The following is a 22,663-nucleotide window of genomic DNA, read 5'->3' as shown; positions in this document are numbered from 1 at the left end:
CTAATGATGAGACGCAGACCAAAGCTCTTTGAGACTTTGATCTGCGTCTCATCTGTTTATTTACGCAAGGTCAGCAGGCAGCACATCGGCTGGGATGTTCTGATAGCTGACGGGGCGCAGGAAGCGACGGATGGACATGGTTCCGACGCTGGTGGCACCGAAATTGGTGCTGGCCGGGTAGGGGCCACCATGAACCATCGAATCGACCACTTCCACGCCGGTTGGGAAACCGTTGGCCAGAACGCGTCCGGCCTTGCGTTCCAGAACGGGCAGAAGCTTGCGCGCTGCAGCGGCATCGTCCTTGTCCATATGCAAGGTTGCCGTCAGCTGGCCTTCAAAGCCTTTTGCCAGATGCACCATGTCATCGACCGACTTGACGCGAACGACAACGCCGAGCGGGCCGAACACTTCTTCGCCGATGCTATGATCGCCGAGGAAGGCGTCGCCGGTGGTCTCATAGAGATTGGGCGAAGCCTCACGGCCCTTGCTTTCGGTTGTCAGCACCGGCTTGACCGAGTTACGGCTGTCGAAATGCGCCTTGCCGTCCTGATAGGCCTTGGCAATGCCATCGGTCAGCATGACCTGCGGCGCGACCTTTTCCAGAGCGTTGCGCGTGGACTGCACGAAATTATCCGCGTCCGAACCGTCGATCACCACGGCAATGCCCGGATTGGTGCAGAACTGACCGGCGCCCATGGTCAGCGAGCCAGCCCAACCTTCGCCGAGCGACGTCGCGCGGGTCTTCATGGCTTCCGGCAGCATGAACATCGGATTGACTGAGCCGAGCTCGCCAAAGAAAGGAATCGGTTCCGGGCGCTGGGCGCACAGATTGAACAAAGCACGACCACCGCCAAGCGAACCGGTAAAACCGACTGCCTTGATCAGCGGGTGGGTGACCAGCGCTTCGCCGACCTTGCGGTCGCCACCCTGAATGAGGCTGAACACACCCTTCGGCACGCCGGTCTTGGCGATGGCGGCCTGAATGGCGTCAGCGACGATTTCGCCGGTGCCGGGATGGGCGGAGTGGCCCTTAACCACAACCGGGCAGCCTGCGGCAAGCGCTGCGGCGGTGTCGCCGCCAGCGGTCGAGAAAGCGAGCGGAAAGTTGGATGCGCCGAAAACGGCAACTGGGCCGATCGGGCGCTGCATCAGGCGGATTTCCGGACGGGGTGCGGGCTTGCGATCGGGCAGGGCTTCGTCCACGCGACGGTCGAGGTAGTCAGCCTTGCGAATATGGCTGGCGAAAAGGCGCAGCTGGCCGGTGGTGCGTCCACGCTCGCCCTCAAGGCGACCCGCCGGTAGGCCGGTTTCCTGCGTGCCGATTTCAGTAATGGCGGCAGCGCGCGCTTCGATTTCGTCGGCAATGGCTTCGAGGAACAGGGCGCGTTCTTCGCGGCTTGTATAACCATAAGTCCAGAAAGCATCTTCTGCCGCTTCGCAGGCGCGCGCCACCAGATCGGGCGTACCGACTGCGAATTCATGTGATGGACCCGTCGCCGGTGTCGAGGCAAAAGTCGTCTCCCCCGCAACCCACTCGCCAGCTATCAGGTGTTGTCCATGGGGCGTCCAGCTCATCTCAATTCCTTTCCATCTGCTCTTGCAGCAAGTCAGTCTATCGCGGCGCGATCTTCATATTATCCCGATCCGTTTTCTGCGCGCCTTGGCGGCTAAAAGGATCGGGGAGGCATGGATACATGGAATAGAGAGAATTGTCGCGTAACACCACAGTTACATTCTTCGTAATGTCCCGCTATGCGGGATTTTGAATCACAAGTTCGGGTGAGAGGGCGAATATCCGAAGCAGCACGTGATTCATCGCGCTGGTCGCCGTCATTGTTGCGGCGGTCAGCGTGGTGTGGATAACAGGATGTCTTTGAAAAAGCCGGGAAAACCAGCCTTTCCACAGAAAGGCAAAAATTCTTTTGCTTTCTTCCCAGCACTTGCTTGACACTTGTTCGCGAACCCCTTAAACGACCGCTCACACCGACGGAAACGCCGGTGGTGACCGAAGCCTACGGGCTTTAGAAAAATGCGCGGGTGTAGCTCAGTTGGTTAGAGTGCCGGCCTGTCACGCCGGAGGTCGCGGGTTCGAGCCCCGTCACTCGCGCCACTTTCCTTCAACACAATCAAATGCACTGTTGAACTGAAAGTGGCGCTCCACGCCTCCTCATTTGTTTCCCTTTTTTTGTATTTCATGTCGTGCAAGCATTTGTGTGCTGCTGCGCCGTGGGCCTATTCTAGTGGATTGAATTTGACGTTTGAATCCCGGCTGACACATACGCTGTTTCAAACGTCAAATTCGAAAAATCCACTAGATACATATAGTTGCTAGTGGTCTTTTTGATTCCAACATTTGCTCAGCGCGTGAACCGAGGGAGGCAAATGTTGGAATCAGACCACTAGCGGCCTGTTTTCGGGGTGTTTTGCAAAGCTTGTGAATGAATTGCAGAATATCGCAATTCTTCTCCAAACATGCGCTTGACACTTGTTCGCGAACCCCTTAAACGACCGCTCACACCGACGGAAACGGCGGTGGTGACCGAAGCCTACGGGCTTTAAAAAATGCGCGGGTGTAGCTCAGTTGGTTAGAGTGCCGGCCTGTCACGCCGGAGGTCGCGGGTTCGAGCCCCGTCACTCGCGCCACTTTCCTTCAACACAATCAAATGCACTGTTGAACTGAAAGTGGCGCTCCACGCCGTTTCCCAAACATTCCTCATAAATGATCGCCAAAACTGTTCAGACGAATTTGTTCGTCTGCCGGTTTGTGCGAGCCAGTCTCTTTTATCGGGAGAATTGCTTCCAGGAGAGATAGGCGACCGAGAGAACGATCACGCCGATCACGAGAAGGTCGCCGCCAGCGAGCAGAAAATCTTGCATGTGTGACCTCCCTTCGTTCCGATTCCAAGCAATGTCGTTATGATAAAGTCTGCTCTGCCGATCTGAAGGCATGGCTTGGCGTGCTGAGACAGTGCGGAGCTGGTTCCATTCTCCATATTGCGGCTTGCGCGAAAGAAATTTGCGTGCAGCAGAGCGCGGGTGTATTCGCGGGAGGCGGGGAGCGGGATGGATCGCATGGGCGCGCTCGCATTTCTCCCGCCTGACGAAGCGTTCGAAATGGTTCGCAAACGTACTTTATTAATAATGCCGTTGATTCTCTTTGCTGTTGTCAGCGGGAAGGCATCATGAGACAGTGCCTCACAAAATTATGATCTTACTGTGCCAGGACGGGGGCAGAACGAGTTCAGCCGGGTTATTCGGGCCCGAGGTCATGCCTTATTAAGCATCTCGACCCGACTATGCCCACCTGAAGGCGCTGGAGGGGTTGCGCTTCAACGCGGGCTGCGCTAACCGTCCCCGCGAAAGCGCTTAGTTCGCACGGCATGCCTTTTGAAGCTGCTTGGGGCGACGAGGATGCAATAGATGCAATGTGTCGCATGGTCGTGGGCTTCAAAAAGCTTATGACAGGCGGCGCAGCCTCGTATTCAAGCCGGATAAAGGATCATGAACGAGCTTTTGAGTTCCTATTTGCCGATTGTCATCTTTCTCGGCATCGCAATGGTAATCGGTGTAGCCCTTCTGGTTGCGCCGTTCCTCGTCGCATATAGACAGCCAGACCCGGAAAAGCTTTCAGCTTACGAGTGCGGCTTCAATGCCTTCGATGACGCCCGTATGAAATTCGACATCCGTTTCTATCTCGTGTCGATTCTCTTCATCATCTTCGATCTTGAAGTCGCCTTCCTGTTTCCGTGGGCTGTGTCCTTCGGTTCCATCGGCTGGTTCGGCTTTGCATCGATGATGCTGTTCCTTGGCGTCCTGACCATCGGCTTCATCTATGAATGGAAGAAGGGAGCGCTGGAATGGGATTGACCACAGCCAACACCACACTCGTGGCTCCGCAGCCGAAAGGCATTCTTGACCCGCGCACGGGCAAGCCTGTCGGTTCCGACGATGCTTTCTTCAACGATCTGAACAGCGAACTGTCCGATAAGGGCTTCATCGTCACATCTGCTGACGCTCTGATCACTTGGGCGCGTACCGGTTCGCTGATGTGGATGACCTTCGGTCTCGCCTGCTGCGCTGTGGAAATGATGCACATTTCCATGCCGCGCTACGACGCCGAACGGTTTGGTATCGCACCGCGCGCGTCTCCGCGTCAGTCCGATGTGATGATCGTTGCAGGGACGCTGACAAACAAGATGGCGCCCGCTCTGCGCAAGGTCTACGACCAGATGCCCGAGCCGCGCTATGTGATCTCGATGGGTTCCTGCGCCAATGGCGGCGGCTACTACCACTATTCCTATTCGGTGGTTCGTGGCTGTGACCGCGTGGTTCCGGTTGATATCTACGTGCCGGGCTGCCCGCCCACTGCGGAAGCGCTGCTTTACGGCATTCTTATGCTGCAGAAGAAGATCCGCCGCACGGGTACGATCGAGCGTTAATCCGGTCCCTGGACCGGTTTGCGCCATACAGGTTTTGTTAGGGTTCGACTGACACCGCCGCGTGGGATTTCTCCCAAAAGTCTCCCAAGGCAAGTGCAGTGTGAGTTCTAAATAAGGAAGTTAGGGAAATGAGCGAAGAAGCTCTCGGTGAACTTTCCGGCTACATCAAGGAACGCCTCGGCGATGCAATCGAAGAGGCGAAGCTGGCCTATGGCGAGCTGACGCTTTCTGTACCGGTGACGAGCCTTATCAGCGTTCTGACCTTCCTGCGTGACGATGTTCAATGCCAGTTCGTCAATCTGACGGATATTTCTGGCGTTGACTACCCGCAGCGCGCCAATCGCTTCGATGTGGTCTATCAGCTGATGTCGCCGCGTCAGAACCAGCGCATCCGCGTCAAGGTTCAGGCAGACGAAGACACGCTGGTTCCATCGGCGGTTTCGGTTTTCGTTGGTGCCGAATGGTATGAACGCGAAACCTACGACATGTATGGCGTGTTGTTCTCCGGCCACCCGGATCTGCGTCGCCTTCTGACCGACTATGGTTTCGAGGGCCATCCGCTGCGCAAGGATTTCCCTCTGACCGGCTTTGTGGAAGTGCGTTACAGCGACGAGCTGAAGCGCGTCATCTACGAACCTGTCGAACTGCGTCAGGAATTCCGCAATTTCGATTTTCTCTCGCCATGGGAAGGGACGGAATACGTCCTGCCGGGCGATGAGAAGGCAAAGACGAACTGAGCGACGGGAAGCTGAACATGGCTGAGACTCAGGTCCGCAATTTCAATATCAACTTTGGTCCGCAGCATCCCGCCGCGCACGGTGTGCTGCGACTGGTGCTTGAACTCGACGGCGAAGTCGTCGACCGCGTCGATCCGCATATCGGTCTGCTGCATCGCGGCACCGAGAAGCTGATGGAAGCCAAAACCTATCTTCAGGCTGTGCCTTATCTCGACCGCCTCGACTACGTGGCGCCGATGAACCAGGAACATGCCTATGCGCTTGCCGTTGAACGCCTTATGGGCATCGAAGTGCCGAAGCGCGGTCAGCTGATCCGCGTTCTCTATTCGGAAATCGGCCGTATCCTGAACCACCTTCTGAACGTGACCACGCAGGCCATGGACGTTGGCGCACTGACGCCGCCGCTTTGGGGCTTCGAAGAGCGCGAAAAGCTGATGGTGTTCTACGAACGCGCCTGTGGCGCGCGTATGCACGCTGCCTATTTCCGTCCGGGTGGCGTCCATCAGGACCTGCCGGATCAGCTCGTTGAAGACATCGGCAAATGGATCGATCCGTTCTTCAAGACGCTCAACAACCTTGATGACCTCATCACGCCGAACCGTATTTTCAAGCAGCGTAACGTCGATATCGGCGTGGTGTCGCTGGAAGATGCATGGGCATGGGGCTTCTCGGGCGTCATGGTGCGCGGTTCGGGCGCTGCATGGGATCTGCGCAAGTCGCAGCCTTATGAGTGCTACAACGAGATGGAATTCGACATTCCGATCGGCAAGAACGGCGACTGCTACGACCGCTACCTGATCCGCATGGAAGAAATGCGCCAGTCGGCGCGCATCATGCGCCAGTGCGTTGACCTGCTGCTCGGGAAGGAACGCGTCGGCCCGGTTTCCAATACCGACAACAAGATCGTGCCGCCGAAGCGCGGCGAGATGAAGCGTTCGATGGAAGCGCTCATACACCACTTCAAGCTTTACACGGAAGGCTACCATGTGCCTGCCGGTGAAGTTTACGCAGCAGTTGAAGCGCCGAAGGGCGAATTTGGCGTCTTCCTCGTTTCGGACGGCTCCAACAAACCTTATCGCTGCAAGCTGCGCGCTCCGGGCTTTGCCCATCTTCAGGCCATGGATTTCCTGTGCCGCGGCCATATGCTGGCTGACGTGTCGGCAATTCTTGGCTCGCTCGATATCGTGTTTGGTGAGGTTGACCGCTGATGTCCGTTCGCCGTCTCGCAGATGATGCCGTCCAGCCAGCCGCTTTCGCGTTCAACGCGGAAAATCAGGACTGGGCGCACAAGACGATTGCAAAATTCCCCGATGGCCGTCAGCAGTCGGCTGTCATTCCGTTGCTCATGCGTGCGCAGGAGCAGGACGGCTGGGTCACGAAAGCTGCCATTGAACATGTGGCAGCCATGCTCGACATGCCGCTGATCCGTGTTCTGGAAGTAGCCACTTTCTATACGCAGTTCCAGCTTAAGCCTGTCGGCACGCGCGCTCACATTCAGGTTTGCGGTACGACCCCGTGCATGTTGCGTGGCTCGGAAGCGCTGATGGATGTCTGCCGTCACAAGATCAACCACGATCCGTTCGAGCTTAATGCCGACGGTACGCTGTCGTGGGAAGAAGTCGAATGCCAGGGCGCCTGCGCCAATGCGCCGATGGTCATGATCTTCAAGGACGCCTATGAAGACCTGACGCCGGAACGCCTTGCCGAAATCATCGACGCTTTCGAAGCTGGAAAGGGCGACACCGTCAAGCCGGGCCCGCAGATTGGCCGTGAAACGTCCAATCCGGTCGACGGTCTGACGTCGCTGACCGAAGATCTGGACTACAAGAAGATCGGTCTCGAAACCCGCAAGGCATCGGATGCCGCGACCGCCAAGGCGAAGGCCGAAGCGGAAGCAAAGGCCAAGGCGGAAGCCGAAGCCAAGGCCGCCGAAGAAGCGAAGAACGTCGCTCCGTCGAACGCTGCAAAGCCGGTCACCAATGCGCCCGAAACCGATCCGGCCCTGAAGACGCCTTCGGACGTCAAGGTGCCGAAGACTGCCGAGAAGGCCGCATCGGTCGATACGAAGCAGTCCTTCAAGCTTGACGATGCCAATCGTCCGGTTGCCATGGAGCGCCCGGAAGTAGTTGACGATCTGAAGCTGATCTCCGGTGTTGGTCCGAAGATTGAAGGAACCCTGCATGAGCTTGGCATCTTCACCTTCAAGCAGGTTGCGGCCTGGAGGAAGGCCGAGCGTGAATGGGTTGACGGTTATCTCAGCTTCCACGGTCGTATCGAGCGTGAAGACTGGGTGAAGCAAGCCAAGGCTTTGGCCAAGGGCGGCGTCGAGGAATACATCAAGGTATTCGGAAAGAAGCCGGTATGATGACTTCGATATTCGCAAACACGAACGGAAACAGGTGAGACATGCTGGCTGATAAAGATCGCATCTTCACCAATATTTACGGCTTCAAGGATCGCTCCCTCAAGGGTGCCATGGCGCGCGGCCATTGGGACAACACCAAGGGTTTCATCGAAAAGGGCCGTGACTGGATCATAGACGAGATGAAGGCCTCGGGACTGCGTGGCCGTGGCGGCGCGGGCTTCCCGACGGGTCTCAAATGGTCATTCATGCCCAAGCAGAGCGATGGTCGTCCGCATTATCTGGTCGTCAATGCCGACGAATCCGAGCCGGGCACCTGTAAAGACCGCGAGATTCTGCGCCACGATCCGCATACGCTGATCGAAGGCTGCGTGATCGCCGGTTGCGCCATGGGCGCACATGCCGCCTATATCTATATTCGCGGCGAATTCATGCGTGAGCGTGAAGCCCTGCAGGCGGCAATCGACGAATGCTACGAAGCCGGTCTGCTTGGCAAGGACAACAAGTGCGGCTGGGATATGGACATTTTTGTCTCCCATGGCGCTGGCGCTTATATCTGCGGCGAAGAAACCGCGCTGCTCGAAAGCCTTGAAGGCAAGAAGGGCCAGCCGCGCCTGAAGCCGCCATTCCCAGCCAATATGGGTCTCTATGGCTGCCCGACGACCGTGAACAACGTGGAATCGATTGCGGTTGCGCCGACGATCCTGCGTCGCGGCGGTGCATGGTTCTCGTCCATCGGTCGTCCGAACAATGTCGGCACCAAGCTGTTCCAGATTTCTGGTCATGTGAACACGCCTTGCGTCGTGGAAGAGGGCCTTGGCATTTCGTTCCGCGAACTGATCGAAAAGCACGCTGGCGGCATTCGCGGCGGCTGGGACAATCTGTTGGCGGTTATTCCCGGTGGCGCATCCTGCCCGGTCATCAAAGGCGAAGACATGATGGACGCCATCATGGATTTCGACGGCATGCGCGACAAGAAATCGTCGTTCGGCACCGGCGGCCTGATCGTCATGGACAAGTCCACCGACATCATCAAGGCGATTGCCCGTCTGTCGGCGTTCTTCAAGCATGAAAGCTGCGGCCAGTGCACGCCGTGCCGCGAAGGCACCGGCTGGATGTGGCGCGTGATGGAACGCATGGTCAAGGGCAATGCGCAGAAGCGCGAAATCGACATGCTGTTCGACGTGACCAAGCAGATTGAAGGTCACACGATCTGCGCGCTTGGCGACGCGGCTGCATGGCCGATTCAGGGTCTGATCCGCAATTTCCGTCCGGAGATTGAAAAGCGCATTGATGATTATACACGCAACGCCGTGCAGAGCCGCAATATCCGTCTGGAAGCAGCGGAATAAGGCTGAACGGTTTGTGTGAGCCTGCCCGACAGGGCATGGCCCCGAAAAGTGCCTGGCGGTTTTCGGAAAAGGCCATGCCAATACAAGGGCGGGCGCAAGAGTTTGAGATCTGGAAAATGCGGCTTAAGCCGCAGGTTTGGATAAACGATGGCAAAGATCAAGGTTGACGGCACAGAGATCGAAGTACCCGATCACTATACGCTCCTTCAGGCTGCCGAAGCCGCGGGCGCTGAAGTGCCGCGGTTCTGTTTCCACGAACGGCTTTCCATCGCTGGAAACTGCCGTATGTGTCTGGTTGAAGTAAAGGGCGGACCGCCGAAGCCGGCGGCATCCTGCGCCATGGGCGTGCGCGATCTGCGTCCCGGCCCGAACGGCGAAGCGCCTGAAATCTTCACCAACACGCCGATGGTCAAGAAGGCCCGCGAAGGCGTGATGGAATTCCTGCTGATCAACCACCCGCTGGATTGCCCGATCTGCGATCAGGGCGGCGAGTGCGATCTGCAGGATCAAGCAATGGCTTTCGGCACCGACGGTTCGCGCTATCGCGAAAACAAGCGCGCGGTCGAAAACAAATATATCGGCCCGCTCGTCAAGACGGTGATGACGCGCTGCATTCACTGCACGCGCTGCGTCCGTTTCACGACGGAAGTGGCTGGCATTTCCGAACTCGGCCTCATCGGCCGTGGTGAAGACGCCGAGATCACCACCTATCTCGAACGCGCCATGACCTCGGAATTGCAGGGCAACGTGATCGACCTGTGCCCGGTTGGCGCTCTGACCTCGCGTCCTTACGCGTTTCAGGCGCGTCCGTGGGAATTGAACAAGACTGAAACCATCGATGTGATGGACGCGGTCGGTTCGAACATCCGCGTCGATACGCGTGGCCGCGAAGTGATGCGCATCATGCCGCGCGTCAACGAAGCGGTGAACGAAGAGTGGATTTCCGACAAGACCCGCTTCATCTGGGACGGCCTGCGCACCCAGCGCCTCGACCGCCCTTATGTCCGCAAGGATGGCCGTCTGGTCGCCGCAAGCTGGCCGGAAGCTTTCGCTGCCATTGCAGCCAAGGTTTCGGCAACGTCGGCTGATAAGATCGGCGCTGTTGCAGGCGATCTGGCTTCGGTCGAGGAAATCTATGCGCTGAAGGGCCTGATGGCTTCGCTCGGCTCTGCCAATATCGACAGCCGTCAGGATGGCGCAGCTGTTGATCCGGCTCTCGGTCGTGCAAGCTATCTCTTCAACGCGACCATCGAAGGCATTGAAAACGCTGATGCTCTGCTCATCATCGGTTCCAATCCACGCGTTGAAGCCGCCGTTCTGAACGCACGTATTCGCAAGCGTCAGCGCATGGGCCATTTCCCGGTCGCTCTGATCGGCGAACAGGCTGAACTGCGTTACAATTACGAATATCTAGGCGCAGGTGCCGACACGCTGGCATCCGTCGCTGCTGGCAACAACGCTTTCCGCGATGTGTTGGCCAAGGCTGAACGTCCGCTGATCATCATCGGTCAGGGCGCGCTCACCGGCGAAAACGGTCGTGGGGTTCTGGCGACGGCCGCCAAGCTTGCTCAGGACGTTGGCGCGATCAAGGATGAGTGGAACGGCTTCTCCGTTCTGCACACTGCCGCTTCACGTGTTGGCGCTCTGGACCTCGGCTTTGTGCCGGGTGAGGGCGGCAAGGCAGCTGGCGACATGCTGGGCAATGTGGATGTCGTGTTCCTGCTCGGTGCAGACGAACTCGACATGACCCGTAAGGGCCCGAGCTTCGTTGTTTACATCGGCACGCACGGCGATGCCGGTGCGCATGCAGCCGACGTGATCCTGCCGGGCGCAGCCTATACGGAAAAGTCGGGCACCTGGCTCAACACCGAAGGTCGCGTACAGCTTGGCAGCCGCGCCGGTTTCGCACCGGGCGAAGCGAAGGAAGACTGGGCAATCCTGCGCGCTCTGTCGGACAGCCTTGGCAAGCGCCTGCCGTTCGATAGCTTGCAGCAGCTTCGCGCCAAGCTCTATGCAGACTACCCGCACATGCTGGCCATCGACACCATCACGCCTGCTTCCGCCGACGATCTCGTCGCGCTGGCAGCTAAGGCTTCCAACCTGGGCGGCGGCGCTGCGTTCGTTTCCCCGGTCAAGGACTTCTACCTGACGAACCCAATTGCGCGCGCTTCCGCCGTCATGGCCGAATGCTCGGCGCTCGCGGCTGGCGGCTTCAGCCAAGCTGCCGAGTAAGCGAGAGAGAGACGGAACAATGGAAGGAATTTTTGCAGCTTACGTCTTACCCGCGCTGATCATGGCGCTGAAGTCGGTCGTTCTGCTCGTCGTATTGCTGATCGTCGTCGCTTACCTGCTTTATGCGGATCGCAAGATCTGGGCAGCGGTGCAGCTTCGTCGCGGCCCTAACGTTGTCGGCCCCTGGGGTTTGTTCCAGGCTTTCGCCGACTTGTTGAAGTTCGTCTTCAAGGAACCGATCATTCCGTCGGGCGCAAACAAGGGTGTCTTCCTCCTTGCGCCCTTCGTCTCTGCCGTTCTCGCAATGGCAACCTGGGCCGTTATCCCGGTCAATGAAGGCTGGGCTATCGCCAACATCAATGTCGGCATTCTCTATATATTCGCCATTTCTTCGCTTGAAGTTTACGGCGTGATCATGGGCGGCTGGGCCTCCAACTCGAAGTACCCGTTCCTCGGCGCGCTTCGTTCGGCGGCGCAGATGGTTTCCTACGAAGTTTCCATCGGCTTTGTGATTGTCACCGTTCTCTTGACTGTCGGCTCGCTCAACCTGACCGATATCGTGCTGTCGCAGAACACCGGCCTCGGCACCATGCTCGGCCTGCCTGCATCGTTCCTCGACTGGAACTGGCTCTGTCTGTTCCCGATGTTCGTGATCTTCTTCATTTCGGCGCTTGCTGAAACGAACCGTCCGCCTTTCGATCTCGTCGAAGCTGAATCCGAACTCGTGGCCGGTCATATGATCGAATACTCGTCCACGCCGTTCCTTCTGTTCTTCCTCGGCGAGTACGTGGCGATCACGCTGATGTGCGCCCTGATGACCACGCTCTTCCTCGGCGGCTGGCTGCCTCCGGTTGACGTTTGGTTCCTCAACTGGGTTCCGGGCATCATCTGGTTCATGCTCAAGCTCTGCCTCTGCTTCTTCATGTTCGCCATGGTGAAGGCTTTCGTACCGCGTTACCGCTATGACCAACTGATGCGTCTGGGTTGGAAGGTTTTCCTGCCGATCTCGCTCTTCATGGTTGTCGCCACCGCGACCTTCCTCAAAGTCTTCGGTCTGGCGTAAGGAGTAATAACAATGGCTTCAATCGCTCAAGCAGCCAAATCGCTCCTTCTCAAGGAATTCGTCGGCGCGTTCTTTCTTTCCATGCGTCAGTTCTTCGCGCCGAAGGCGACGTTGAACTACCCGCATGAAAAGGGTCCGGTTTCACCGCGCTTCCGCGGCGAACATGCGCTGCGCCGTTATCCCAACGGTGAAGAACGCTGCATCGCCTGCAAGCTTTGCGAAGCAATCTGCCCGGCACAGGCCATCACCATTGAGGCCGGTCCGCGTCGCAACGACGGCACCCGCCGTACGGTGCGTTACGACATCGACATGGTGAAGTGCATTTATTGCGGCTTCTGCCAGGAAGCATGTCCGGTGGATGCCATCGTCGAAGGCCCGAACTTCGAGTTCGCGACCGAGACGCGCGAAGAGCTTTACTACGACAAGGACAAGCTCCTCGCCAACGGTGACCGTTGGGAACGCGAAATCGCGCGCAATATCGCGATGGATGCGCCTTATCGCTGATCGGGTTCCTGATCAGTTCGAGTGTCAGATCGAATTTTCGGTCAGTCCGATGCTCGGACAAGAGTTTATGAATAAAGCGGGCAAAGCAATAGGGCTTTGCTCACGGAAAGGTGTTGGGGGATCCCCATGCTGACAGGTATTGCGGCAGCGTTTTTCTATCTGTTCGCTTTCATCATGATCGCAAGCGCGTTCATGGTGATTGCGGCACGCAACCCCGTGCATTCGGTGCTGTTTCTGATCCTCACATTCTTCAATGCGGCAGCTCTGTTCCTGCTGACCGGGGCCGAGTTCCTCGCCATGATCCTGCTCGTCGTTTACGTCGGCGCTGTGGCGGTTCTCTTCCTCTTCGTCGTCATGATGTTGGATGTGGATTTCTCGGAACTGAAGCGCGGTGCGCTGCAATATGCGCCGGTCGGCGCTCTGGTCGGGTTGATCCTGCTGGGCGAACTGATCTTCGTCTTCGCGAGCAACATGTTTGCACCGAAGCTGGGGCAGGGCGCTGTGCCGATCCCGAATATCGCCGAGCGGTCCAATACCGCTGCTCTGGGCGACATTCTCTACACCGACTTCGTCTTCTACTTCCAGGTTGCTGGTCTCGTCCTTCTGGTCGCGATGATCGGCGCCATCGTTCTGACGCTGCGGCACAAGCCGAATGTCAAGCGCCAGTCCATCTCGGCCCAGGTTGCTCGCACGCCCGAAACGGCGATTGAGATCAAGAAGGTCGAAACGGGCAAAGGCATCTAAGGATAAGCATATGGAAATCGGTATCGCTCATTATCTGACCGTTTCGGCCATCCTGTTCACGCTTGGCGTCTTCGGCATCTTTTTGAACCGCAAGAACGTCATCGTTATCCTGATGTCGATCGAATTGATCCTGCTTTCGGTCAATCTCAACTTCGTGGCGTTCTCCAGCCAGCTCGGCGACATGGTCGGGCAGGTCTTCGCCCTTTTCGTTCTGACTGTTGCGGCTGCTGAAGCGGCCATCGGTCTGGCAATTCTCGTTGTTTTCTTCCGTAATCGCGGTTCCATCGCGGTGGAAGACGTCAATGTTATGAAAGGTTGACGGGCAAATGCTCTACTACGCGATCGTCTTCCTTCCGCTTATCGGCTTTCTTATTGCTGGCTTGTTCGGCAATAAGATCGGCGCAAAAGCGAGTGAATACATCACTTCCGGCCTTATGGTTATCGTCGCGATCTGCTCGTGGATCGTGTTCTTCCAGATTCCAATGGGCGACGGTGAAACTGTGCGCATTCCGGTGCTGCATTGGGTCACGTCCGGTTCGCTGTCCTTCGATTGGGCGCTGCGTGTCGATACGCTGACCGGCGTCATGCTCGTTGTCGTGAACTCGGTTTCGGCTCTCGTGCATATCTATTCGATTGGATATATGCACCACGATCCGCATCGTCCGCGCTTCTTCGCCTATCTGTCGCTGTTCACCTTCGCGATGCTCATGCTGGTTACGTCGGACAATCTGGTTCAGATGTTCTTCGGCTGGGAAGGCGTGGGTCTGGCGTCCTATCTTCTGATCGGTTTCTGGTTCAAGAAGCCTTCGGCCAATGCCGCCGCCATGAAGGCCTTCGTCGTCAACCGCGTTGGTGACTTCGGCTTCCTGCTTGGCATCTTCGGCCTGTTCGCTCTGTTCCAGTCGGTTGATTACAACACGATCTTCGCTGCTGCCGCCAATTATCTGCCGGCAGAAGGCGCTGCGGATGCAGGTCAGGTCGTGCTGAACTTCCTCGGCTATGAACTGCACAAGGAAACGGCACTGACCGTTGTTTGCCTGCTTCTGTTCATGGGCGCGATGGGTAAGTCGGCGCAGTTCCTGCTGCACACCTGGCTTCCGGACGCTATGGAAGGCCCGACACCTGTTTCGGCTCTCATTCACGCCGCAACCATGGTGACCGCGGGGGTGTTCATGGTCGCGCGCATGTCGCCGATCTTCGAACTGTCGCATACAGCTCTTCTGGTCGTCACCATCATCGGCGCCACCACCGCATTCTTTGCGGCAACGGTTGCCCTGGTGCAGAACGATATCAAGCGCGTTATCGCTTATTCGACCTGTTCGCAGCTGGGCTATATGTTCGTGGCTCTCGGCGTCGGCGCTTACGGCGCTGCGGTGTTCCACCTGTTCACGCACGCCTTCTTCAAGGCTCTCCTGTTCCTTTGCGCCGGTTCGGTCATCCATTCCGTGTCGGAAGAGCAGGACATGCGTCGCATGGGGGGCTTACGCAAGCTGATCCCGGTTACCTACTGGATGATGCTCATCGGTACGGTTGCTATTACGGGTCTTGGCATTCCGGGCACGATTATCGGTACGGCAGGCTTTTTCTCGAAGGATGCGATCATTGAATCGACGTTCGCTTCGCACAGCCCGGCTGCTGGCTACGCCTTCACGCTGCTCGTCGTCTCGGCTCTGTTCACGAGCTTCTATTCCTGGCGTCTGATTTTCATGACCTTCTTCGGCAAGCCGCGCGCTTCGGCGGAAGTCATGCATCACGTCCATGAATCGCCGCCCGTGATGCTGGTGCCGTTGTTCGTTCTTGCTGTCGGCGCAATCCTTGCCGGTGTGGTGTTCAAGGAATTCTTCTTCGGTCATGACTATGCCGAATTCTGGAAGGGCGCTCTGTTCACGCTGCCGACCAACGAGATCCTCGATGAGTACCATCATGTTCCGACCTGGGTTAAGCTGTCGCCTTTCACGGCTATGATCATCGGCTTCATCGTTGCATGGATCTTCTACATCCGGTCGCCGGAAATGCCGAAGGCACTGGCAGAACGCCATCGCGGTCTGTACCAGTTCCTGCTGAACAAGTGGTATTTCGACGAACTCTACGACTTCCTCTTCGTTCGTCCGGCCAAGTGGCTCGGTCGTGTCTTCTGGAAGGGTGGCGACGGCTGGCTCATTGACGGCTTCGGTCCGGATGGTATCTCGGCCCGTGTGCTTGATGTCACCAACCGCGTCGTCAAGATGCAGTCCGGATATCTTTATCATTACGCATTCGCGATGCTGATCGGCGTCGCCGCGCTCGTCACCTGGATGATGCTCGGGAGCTCTTTCTGATGACCGACTGGCCAATTCTCTCAACGGTCACGTTTCTGCCGCTCGTCGGCGCGTTACTGATCCTTCTGATCAAGGACGACAGCGAGGCTTCGCGTCGCAACATCCGCAACGTCGCTTTGCTGACAACGGTGTTCGTCTTTATCCTGTCGCTCGTCGTCTGGGCCGGGTTCGATAATTCGAACGCTGGCTTCCAGATGGTCGAGCAGGTCGACTGGATGGGCGGCGGTATCAGCTACCATATGGGCGTGGACGGTATCTCCGTCCTGTTCGTGGTGCTGTCCGCTTTCCTGATGCCGTTCTGCATTCTTGCAAGCTGGGTGTCTGTCGAAAAGCGCGTCAAGGAATATATGATCGCGTTCCTCATTCTGGAAACGCTCATGATCGGCGTGTTCTGCGCGCTCGACCTCTTCCTGTTCTACGTGTTCTTCGAAGCAAGCCTTATCCCGATGTTCATCATCATCGGCGTGTGGGGCGGCAAGCGTCGCGTTTATGCAAGCTTGAAGTTCTTCCTCTACACGTTGCTCGGCTCGGTGCTGATGCTCATCGCCATCATGGCCATGTATTGGCAGGCTGGCACGATGAACATCGTCGAACTGCAGAAGTTCAGCTTCCCGGCTGGCATGCAAACATGGCTATGGCTCGCCTTCTTCGCGTCGTTTGCGGTCAAGATGCCGATGTGGCCGGTCCACACCTGGCTTCCCGATGCCCACGTTGAAGCGCCGACAGCAGGCTCGGTCATTCTGGCCGGTATCCTTCTGAAGCTCGGTGGCTACGGCTTCCTGCGCTTCTCGTTGCCGATGTTCCCGCTGGCTTCTGCTGATTTCGCGCCCCTTGTCTTCACGCTGTCGGTGATCGCCATCATCTACACGTCTCTGGTGGCTCTGGTTCAGGAAGACATCAAGAAACTGATTGCTTACTCGTCCGTCGCACACATGGCCTATGTGACCATGGGTATCTTCGCGGCCAATGAGCAGGGCATTCAGGGCGCAATCTTTCAGATGCTGTCGCACGGTATCGTGTCGGGTGCTCTCTTCCTTTGCGTCGGCGTGATCTATGACCGTATGCATACCCGTGAGATCGCGGCGTTCGGCGGTCTGGTGAACAACATGCCGAAATATGCGGTGGCCTTCCTCATCTTCACGATGGCGAATGTCGGCCTGCCGGGTACTTCGGGCTTCATCGGTGAATTCCTGACGCTGTTCGGTGTGTTCCGGGTCAATACCTGGGTGGCGCTGTTCGCAACCACGGGCGTCATTCTCTCGGCGGCCTATGCGCTGTGGCTTTACCGCAAGGTGATCTTCGGTGCGCTCGACAAGGAAAGCCTCAAGGCGCTCCTCGATCTCAGCCCGCGTGAGAAGATCATTCTCTATCCGCTCGTGGTACTCACCATCTTCTTCGGCGTGTATCCGGCACCGGTCTTCAATGCGACTGCAAGTGCTGTGACCGCTCTGGTTCAACATTACGACGCTGCAATTGGCGGAGCCGCCAATGCAATGCTGGCACAGTAAGAAAATAAAGGCGTAAGGTCATGCAGACTGATCTGATAGCTCATCTGACCCTTGCAGCGCCGGAGGTTCTCCTGGCTGTAGGCGCCTTGGCACTGCTTATGATCGGCGTGTTCTCTGGCGAGCGTGCAACCACGCTCGTCAACGGACTGTCCGTCGCAGTGCTGATTGCAGCGCTGGCACTGGTTGTTCTATTCCCGGCGAATGGTTCCGCTTTCGGCGGCGCCATCGTCAATGACGGTTTTGGCCGCTTCATGAAGGTGCTGACGCTGATCGGCTCCATCGTCACGCTCGTCATGTCGGTCGGTTTCGCCAAGGCGGAAAAGTTCGACAAGTTCGAGTTCCCGGTCCTGATCGTCATTTCGACGCTCGGCATGCTGTTGATGGTGTCGGCCTCCAACATGCTGTCGCTTTATCTCGGTCTCGAACTGCAGTCGCTGGCGCTTTACGTGCTGGCTGCGTTCAACCGCGACAGCGTTCGCTCCACAGAAGCCGGTCTGAAGTATTTCGTTCTCGGCTCGCTGTCCTCGGGCATGCTGCTTTACGGTATCTCGCTTGTTTACGGCTATACCGGCCATATCGGTTTCGCCGAAATCGCCCAGGCTGTTTCGGGCGGCCAGCGTGAGCTTGGTCTGGTGTTCGGTCTGGTCTTCATTCTGGCCGGTCTGGCATTCAAGATTTCCGCCGTTCCGTTCCACATGTGGACGCCGGACGTCTATGAAGGTGCGCCGACCCCGGTAACGGCCTTCTTTGCCGCCGCTCCGAAGATGGCCGCCATGGCGCTCATCATCCGCGTCGTCTCCGAAGCCTTCGCTCCGGTCACCCATGACTGGCAGCAGGTTGTGATCTTCATCGCAATCGCTTCGATGGTTCTGGGTGCCTTCGCCGCTATCGGCCAGCGCAATATCAAGCGTCTGATGGCTTATTCGTCGATCAGCCACATGGGCTATGCCCTTGTGGGTCTGGCTGCTGGTACGGCCATCGGTGTGAAGGGCGTGGCCATCTACATGGCGATCTATCTTGCCATGACGCTCGGCACCTTTGCCTTCATTCTCGCCATGCGCACCAAAGACGGCAATGTTGAGAACATCGGCGATCTGGCCGGTCTGTCGCGCACCAATCCGGTGCTGGCAACGATCATGACGATCTTCCTGTTCTCGCTCGCCGGGATCCCGCCGCTCGCCGGCTTCTTCGGCAAGTGGTACACCTTCCTTGCTGCTGTGCAGGCTGGTCTTTACCCGCTGGCGATCATCGGTATCGTGGCTTCGGTCGTGGGTGCGTTCTACTATCTGCGCATGATCAAGATCATGTGGTTCGATGAGCCGGTTGGTGGTTTCGTGCCGGTCGCGGGCGAGCTGCGCCTCGTTCTCGGCGTTACGGGCGCTTTCGTGCTCTTCTACGTCTTCCTCGCTGGTCCAATCGGCGGATTTGCCGAAGCCGCAGCAAAGACGTTCTTCTAAGTAAACTGTGACAGGTGATCGAATGCATTTTGCGCTTTCGCCTGTCGCCGAAAATGCTGGCTACCGTCTCGAGGTTTTCGAGACGGTAGGCTCCACAAACGCGGTGGCTCTGGAACGAGCAGCTGGCGGTGATCCGGGCAAGCTCTGGCTTGTCTCGAAGAGGCAGGAAAGTGGACGCGGAAGACGCGGTCGCGCCTGGTCTACTTCGGAAGGTAATCTGGCCTCCACACTTCTCCTGATCGAATCCTACGAATTGAAAACGGCGGCAACGCTCGGTTTCGTTGCGGGCCTGTCGCTGGCCGATGCGCTGGAAGCGGCTTTTGCAGCAACCGGACCAGCCGTGCCGCCGAAGATCGGCCTGAAATGGCCGAATGATGTGCTGCTGGATGGTGCGAAACTGTCGGGCATTCTGCTGGAATCATCAATTCTCGCCAAGGATAGCTTTGCGATTGCCATCGGCATCGGCACCAACATCGTGGCCTTTCCCGACGATCTGCCATACGCCGCCACGTCGCTGCAGGCGCTTGGCAGCAAGTGCGATGCCGAGACATTGTTTGCCGCTCTTTCCGATGCGTGGTCGGTCAATTATCGTGTCTGGGACGAGGGACGCGGGCTGGATACGATCCGCAAACGCTGGCTGGAGCGGGCGCATGGTCTTGGTGGAAATGTCACGATGCAGGTTGAAGGCAAGGTCATCGAAGGCCGGTTCGAGACCATCGATGAAGCCTGCCGTTTCGTGATCCGCGACAATGACGGCGCGCGCATTACGGTCACAGCGGGCGATGTTTATTTCGGAACGGCAGCAACACTGCGTAAATAACAGCTTTCTTTTATCTTGCCGGGGTTGCAACTAAAGCCATTTAGGTTCAGTGGATGCGGCGAAAGCATGTCTTCCCGAAGTGCAAACTGATCCGGTTCCACTTTATAAGCAGGGTATAATTACAGAGGAAATTTCATGGCCCGATCCAATAACCCGGAACTCGTCTTTCTGCCGCTCGGCGGCGTGGGCGAAATCGGCATGAATCTCGCTATGTACGGCTTTGGACCTGCGGATAATCGCGAATGGCTGGTCGTCGACATGGGCGTGAGCTTTGCCGGGCCGGAACAGCCGGGTGCCGACCTTATCCTGCCGGATATTCGCTATCTTGAAGCGGAAAAGAACAATGTGCGCGGTATCATCATCACCCACGCGCATGAAGACCATTTTGGTGCGCTGCTCGATCTGTGGCCGCGCCTGAAGGTTCCAGTCTATGCGACGCCGTTCACCGCCGGTCTGCTGGAAGCCAAGCGCCAGTCCGAGATCAGCGCGCCGGAAATTCCGGTCACGGTCTACAAGGCTGGTGAAAAGTTCGAAGTTGGCCCGTTTAAGGTTGAAGCGGTCGCTGTCACGCACTCGATCCCGGAACCTGTGTCGCTGGCGATCACGACGCCGCTTGGCACTGTCGTTCACACCGGCGATTGGAAGATGGACCCGGAACCTTCGCTCGGCCCGGTCATCGATGAAGCGCGCTTCCGCGCCATTGGCGATGCCGGTGTTTTGGCGCTGATCTGCGATTCCACCAATGCCATGCGCGAGGGTGAATCCCCGTCGGAACGTCAGGTCGGTGAAAGCCTGCGCGAGCTGATCGAGAATGCGCGTGGACGCGTGGCGATCACCACCTTTTCTTCCAATGTGGGCCGCATACGCTCCATCACGGAGGCGGCGCGCGATGCGGGCCGTCAGGTTCTGGTCGTCGGTCGCTCGATGAAGCGCGCGATTTCTGTCGCGACCGAGCTTGGCTATATGGAAGGCCTGCCGGAATATCTGAGCGAAGAGGATTACGGCTATATTCCGCGTGAAAACGTGGTGATGATCCTGACCGGCAGTCAGGGCGAGCCGCGTGCAGCACTTGCCAAGCTGGCCCGCGATGAAATGCGCAGTCTGGCCCTGTCGCCGGGCGATACGGTCATTTATTCGTCGCGCGCCATTCCGGGCAACGAAAAAGCCATTCTCGACATCAAGAACTGCCTGATCGACCGGGGCATCAAGATCATCGGCGACGATGATGCATTGGTGCACGTCTCCGGCCATCCGCGTCGCAGCGAATTAAAGCGTATGTATTCCTGGGTTCGCCCGCAAATTCTCGTTCCGGTGCATGGCGAAGCTGCGCATCTGGTGGCGCAGGGCTCGCTTGGCGCGATGGAAGGGATCGGGCAGGTCGCCCAGATCCGCAATGGCGACGTGCTGCGTCTTGCCCCCGGCAAGGCCGAAATTATCGACGAAGCGCCGATTGGCCGTATCTACAAGGACGGCAAGCTGATCGGTGACGAGGAAGAGATCGGCATGGTCGAGCGCCGCAAGCTCGCTTATGTCGGCCATGTCGCCGTTTCCATCCTGCTGGACCGCGACCACAAGCTTCTCGACGAACCCGATCTGGTGACATTTGGTCTGCCGGAAGAAGACGGTCAGGGCGAGTTGATGGAAGACATCCTGCTCGATGCGGTCGTCGAGGCCGTCGATAGCATTCCCCGCGTCCGCCGCAAGGATGTCGAGCTGGTGCGTGAATCCGCGCGCCGCGCGGTGCGCGCTGCGGCAAATCAGACGTGGGGCAAAAAGCCTGTGGTGACCGTATTCGTGAATAGGATACGCTGACCGTCACGCTATAAATATGCAGCAAGGGAGGTGCTGATGCTCGAACGTTTGAACCATGTCGCGATTGCCGTTCCGGATATCGAGGCTGCGTCCGCGCTTTATCGTGGCAAACTGGCTGCAAATGTCGGCGCACCGCAGGCCTTGCCGGAACACGGTGTGACCGTGGTTTTCATCGACGTCGGCAACACGAAAATCGAGCTGCTGGAGCCTTTGGGTGAGGGATCACCCATTGCAGCCTTCCTCGAAAAGAACCCGTCCGGTGGTGTGCACCATCTCTGCTATGAGGTGGAGGACATTATCGCAGCGCGGGATAAGCTCAAGGCGGAAGGCGCACGTATTCTCGGCGATGGAGAGCCGAAGACCGGCGCCCATGGCAAGCCGGTCCTGTTTCTGCACCCGAAAGACTTCAACGGCACGCTGATTGAGCTGGAGGAAGTGTAATCATGTCCATCATGTCCGGCATTGCGATCTATTTCATTATCTGGTGGACGTCGCTTTTTGCGCTGCTGCCGGTCGGCCTGCGCACACAGGCTGAGGAAAATAATGTTACGCTTGGCACGGTGGCCAGCGCTCCGGCAACACCGCGCATCGGTCGCGCCTTTCTGCGTACCACTTTTGTCGCCACGCTTATCTTCGCTGTCTATTATTATGTGACGCAGATCAGCGGTTTTGGTCTGGACGACATTCCGCATTTTTTCCCGGATTTGACGTAATCGCATTTACGAAAACAGAATGAGAAATCCAAGGCTGCCTCATTTTTAGGCAGTCTTTCTTTTATGCGCAAAACAGACTGCTGGGAAATACGCTCTGAATCAAAAACTTATGATCTTATCGTAAGGTGCTGAATTATAAGGGACTAAAGGAATTTCACGCTTCGGTCCTCGTTCGCTCTGGTCGCGATATGCGCCGAAGAATAAAACTAGTTTTACTTTGGCAACATATTGCAAATAGTCGCCTGCAAAAGCAGGTCTATAAATCACACAAATTCAATGGGTTATTGCGCGGCTTTTCGGGAAGCTGACGGCGAGGGTCGCGATCAATGCAAATGCAAAAAAAAAGCAAGGCTTTCGCCTTGCTAATAAAATACGCGTTCGATCCGTTTCCATGTTACTGGCGGCTGCGTAGCTCGCGCCTGGATCCATCCTCCCAAGACTTTGACCGCGTGAAAACAACGGTTTTATTCCGTTGTTGCTCTTATGATGAAAAAAATAGCGAACTGCACAGCTTTTGTCACGAAAAATCTTCTTCTGCGTCATAATTCTTTCGTGAATTTTCCTAAAAGCTAATGATATATCTGTAATATATTGAAATTGAA

The 22,663-nt window shown here is 57.2% G+C and carries 20 protein-coding genes and 2 tRNA genes; 20 read left to right on the top strand and 2 right to left on the bottom strand.

Annotated features, from left to right (window positions below; all coding sequences use genetic code 11):
• Window positions 1-60: 60 nt before the first annotated feature.
• Window positions 61-1,575: an aldehyde dehydrogenase (NADP(+)) gene (locus WIX40_RS09825; RefSeq protein ID WP_124915634.1), complete on the bottom strand. Its 1,515-nt coding sequence runs from the start codon at window positions 1,573-1,575 to the stop codon at window positions 61-63.
• 458 nt (window positions 1,576-2,033) lie between these two features.
• Here WIX40_RS09825 and WIX40_RS09820 point away from each other — a divergent pair.
• The 20 genes from WIX40_RS09820 (at window position 2,034) to WIX40_RS09725 (ending at window position 22,061) form a co-directional block, all read left to right on the top strand.
• A tRNA-Asp gene (locus WIX40_RS09820) sits at window positions 2,034-2,110 on the top strand.
• A 456-nt stretch (window positions 2,111-2,566) separates the two neighbouring features.
• Window positions 2,567-2,643 (top strand) — tRNA-Asp (locus WIX40_RS09815).
• An 858-nt stretch (window positions 2,644-3,501) separates the two neighbouring features.
• Entirely contained in the window at window positions 3,502-3,867 is a 366-nt protein-coding gene (locus tag WIX40_RS09810) for an NADH-quinone oxidoreductase subunit A (protein ID WP_078338422.1), read from the top strand.
• Complete coding sequence (locus WIX40_RS09805; RefSeq protein ID WP_010661172.1) at window positions 3,858-4,439, top strand: NuoB/complex I 20 kDa subunit family protein; 582 nt, start codon at window positions 3,858-3,860, stop codon at window positions 4,437-4,439. The genes WIX40_RS09810 and WIX40_RS09805 overlap by 10 nt, the downstream gene beginning before the upstream one ends.
• Window positions 4,440-4,567: 128 nt before the next feature.
• Window positions 4,568-5,176, top strand: a complete 609-nt coding sequence (locus WIX40_RS09800; protein WP_109368794.1) for an NADH-quinone oxidoreductase subunit C — start codon at window positions 4,568-4,570, stop codon at window positions 5,174-5,176.
• 17 nt (window positions 5,177-5,193) lie between these two features.
• Window positions 5,194-6,384: an NADH-quinone oxidoreductase subunit D gene (locus tag WIX40_RS09795; protein ID WP_124915635.1), complete on the top strand. Its 1,191-nt coding sequence runs from the start codon at window positions 5,194-5,196 to the stop codon at window positions 6,382-6,384.
• Window positions 6,384-7,541: an NADH-quinone oxidoreductase subunit E gene (locus WIX40_RS09790; RefSeq protein WP_124915636.1), complete on the top strand. Its 1,158-nt coding sequence runs from the start codon at window positions 6,384-6,386 to the stop codon at window positions 7,539-7,541. The genes WIX40_RS09795 and WIX40_RS09790 overlap by 1 nt, the downstream gene beginning before the upstream one ends.
• 41 nt (window positions 7,542-7,582) lie before the next feature.
• Window positions 7,583-8,890, top strand: coding sequence for an NADH-quinone oxidoreductase subunit NuoF (nuoF, locus tag WIX40_RS09785; RefSeq protein WP_124915637.1), 1,308 nt, complete (start codon window positions 7,583-7,585; stop codon window positions 8,888-8,890).
• 147 nt (window positions 8,891-9,037) lie between these two features.
• Window positions 9,038-11,122 carry an NADH-quinone oxidoreductase subunit NuoG gene (gene nuoG, locus WIX40_RS09780; RefSeq protein ID WP_124915638.1) on the top strand — a complete coding sequence of 695 codons (2,085 nt, stop codon included), beginning with the start codon at window positions 9,038-9,040 and terminating at the stop codon, window positions 11,120-11,122.
• 19 nt (window positions 11,123-11,141) lie between these two features.
• On the top strand, window positions 11,142-12,185 hold the full coding sequence (gene nuoH, locus WIX40_RS09775) for an NADH-quinone oxidoreductase subunit NuoH (RefSeq protein ID WP_109368799.1): 1,044 nt from the start codon (window positions 11,142-11,144) through the stop codon (window positions 12,183-12,185).
• A 12-nt stretch (window positions 12,186-12,197) separates the two neighbouring features.
• Window positions 12,198-12,689 carry an NADH-quinone oxidoreductase subunit NuoI gene (gene nuoI / locus WIX40_RS09770; protein ID WP_078338429.1) on the top strand — a complete coding sequence of 164 codons (492 nt, stop codon included), beginning with the start codon at window positions 12,198-12,200 and terminating at the stop codon, window positions 12,687-12,689.
• Between the two features lie 126 nt (window positions 12,690-12,815).
• Window positions 12,816-13,433, top strand: coding sequence for an NADH-quinone oxidoreductase subunit J (locus WIX40_RS09765; RefSeq protein ID WP_109368800.1), 618 nt, complete (start codon window positions 12,816-12,818; stop codon window positions 13,431-13,433).
• Between the two features lie 10 nt (window positions 13,434-13,443).
• Entirely contained in the window at window positions 13,444-13,752 is a 309-nt protein-coding gene (nuoK, locus tag WIX40_RS09760; protein ID WP_006466598.1) for an NADH-quinone oxidoreductase subunit NuoK, read from the top strand.
• A 7-nt stretch (window positions 13,753-13,759) separates the two neighbouring features.
• Entirely contained in the window at window positions 13,760-15,751 is a 1,992-nt protein-coding gene (gene nuoL / locus WIX40_RS09755) for an NADH-quinone oxidoreductase subunit L (RefSeq protein WP_109368801.1), read from the top strand.
• Window positions 15,751-17,259 (top strand): NADH-quinone oxidoreductase subunit M, encoded by a 1,509-nt coding sequence (locus tag WIX40_RS09750; protein WP_109368802.1) that lies wholly within the window; start codon window positions 15,751-15,753, stop codon window positions 17,257-17,259. Before nuoL ends, WIX40_RS09750 begins: the two co-directional genes overlap by 1 nt.
• Before the next feature lie 20 nt (window positions 17,260-17,279).
• Window positions 17,280-18,716, top strand: coding sequence for an NADH-quinone oxidoreductase subunit NuoN (gene nuoN, locus WIX40_RS09745; protein ID WP_109368803.1), 1,437 nt, complete (start codon window positions 17,280-17,282; stop codon window positions 18,714-18,716).
• Window positions 18,717-18,738: 22 nt separating this feature from the next.
• Window positions 18,739-19,536, top strand: coding sequence for a biotin--[acetyl-CoA-carboxylase] ligase (locus WIX40_RS09740; RefSeq protein WP_121535832.1), 798 nt, complete (start codon window positions 18,739-18,741; stop codon window positions 19,534-19,536).
• Window positions 19,537-19,671: 135 nt separating this feature from the next.
• Window positions 19,672-21,348 (top strand): ribonuclease J, encoded by a 1,677-nt coding sequence (locus WIX40_RS09735; protein WP_121535835.1) that lies wholly within the window; start codon window positions 19,672-19,674, stop codon window positions 21,346-21,348.
• A 36-nt stretch (window positions 21,349-21,384) separates the two neighbouring features.
• Entirely contained in the window at window positions 21,385-21,789 is a 405-nt protein-coding gene (gene mce, locus WIX40_RS09730; RefSeq protein ID WP_121535839.1) for a methylmalonyl-CoA epimerase, read from the top strand.
• A gap of 2 nt (window positions 21,790-21,791) precedes the next feature.
• A complete protein-coding gene (locus WIX40_RS09725) occupies window positions 21,792-22,061 on the top strand; it encodes a DUF1467 family protein (protein WP_121535842.1) in 270 nt (89 codons plus the stop codon).
• Window positions 22,062-22,334: 273 nt separating this feature from the next.
• Here the strand turns inward: WIX40_RS09725 and WIX40_RS09720 are convergent, their stop codons facing one another.
• Window positions 22,335-22,604 carry a hypothetical protein gene (locus WIX40_RS09720; protein ID WP_167836025.1) on the bottom strand — a complete coding sequence of 90 codons (270 nt, stop codon included), beginning with the start codon at window positions 22,602-22,604 and terminating at the stop codon, window positions 22,335-22,337.
• Between the last annotated feature and the right edge of the window lie 59 nt (window positions 22,605-22,663).

The sequence above is a fragment of the Ochrobactrum teleogrylli genome (assembly GCF_037482325.1).
Lineage (GTDB): Bacteria > Pseudomonadota > Alphaproteobacteria > Rhizobiales > Rhizobiaceae > Brucella > Brucella teleogrylli.
This window is presented reverse-complemented; position numbering and strand designations above follow the sequence as displayed.

Coding starts and splice junctions, on each gene's coding strand:
- WIX40_RS09825 (WP_124915634.1), bottom strand. CDS start 1,575: ATGAGCTGGACGCCCCATGGACAACACCTGATAGCTGGCGAGTGGGTT.
- WIX40_RS09810 (WP_078338422.1), top strand. CDS start 3,502: ATGAACGAGCTTTTGAGTTCCTATTTGCCGATTGTCATCTTTCTCGGC.
- WIX40_RS09805 (WP_010661172.1), top strand. CDS start 3,858: ATGGGATTGACCACAGCCAACACCACACTCGTGGCTCCGCAGCCGAAA.
- WIX40_RS09800 (WP_109368794.1), top strand. CDS start 4,568: ATGAGCGAAGAAGCTCTCGGTGAACTTTCCGGCTACATCAAGGAACGC.
- WIX40_RS09795 (WP_124915635.1), top strand. CDS start 5,194: ATGGCTGAGACTCAGGTCCGCAATTTCAATATCAACTTTGGTCCGCAG.
- WIX40_RS09790 (WP_124915636.1), top strand. CDS start 6,384: ATGTCCGTTCGCCGTCTCGCAGATGATGCCGTCCAGCCAGCCGCTTTC.
- nuoF (WP_124915637.1), top strand. CDS start 7,583: ATGCTGGCTGATAAAGATCGCATCTTCACCAATATTTACGGCTTCAAG.
- nuoG (WP_124915638.1), top strand. CDS start 9,038: ATGGCAAAGATCAAGGTTGACGGCACAGAGATCGAAGTACCCGATCAC.
- nuoH (WP_109368799.1), top strand. CDS start 11,142: ATGGAAGGAATTTTTGCAGCTTACGTCTTACCCGCGCTGATCATGGCG.
- nuoI (WP_078338429.1), top strand. CDS start 12,198: ATGGCTTCAATCGCTCAAGCAGCCAAATCGCTCCTTCTCAAGGAATTC.
- WIX40_RS09765 (WP_109368800.1), top strand. CDS start 12,816: ATGCTGACAGGTATTGCGGCAGCGTTTTTCTATCTGTTCGCTTTCATC.
- nuoK (WP_006466598.1), top strand. CDS start 13,444: ATGGAAATCGGTATCGCTCATTATCTGACCGTTTCGGCCATCCTGTTC.
- nuoL (WP_109368801.1), top strand. CDS start 13,760: ATGCTCTACTACGCGATCGTCTTCCTTCCGCTTATCGGCTTTCTTATT.
- WIX40_RS09750 (WP_109368802.1), top strand. CDS start 15,751: ATGACCGACTGGCCAATTCTCTCAACGGTCACGTTTCTGCCGCTCGTC.
- nuoN (WP_109368803.1), top strand. CDS start 17,280: ATGCAGACTGATCTGATAGCTCATCTGACCCTTGCAGCGCCGGAGGTT.
- WIX40_RS09740 (WP_121535832.1), top strand. CDS start 18,739: ATGCATTTTGCGCTTTCGCCTGTCGCCGAAAATGCTGGCTACCGTCTC.
- WIX40_RS09735 (WP_121535835.1), top strand. CDS start 19,672: ATGGCCCGATCCAATAACCCGGAACTCGTCTTTCTGCCGCTCGGCGGC.
- mce (WP_121535839.1), top strand. CDS start 21,385: ATGCTCGAACGTTTGAACCATGTCGCGATTGCCGTTCCGGATATCGAG.
- WIX40_RS09725 (WP_121535842.1), top strand. CDS start 21,792: ATGTCCATCATGTCCGGCATTGCGATCTATTTCATTATCTGGTGGACG.
- WIX40_RS09720 (WP_167836025.1), bottom strand. CDS start 22,604: ATGACGCAGAAGAAGATTTTTCGTGACAAAAGCTGTGCAGTTCGCTAT.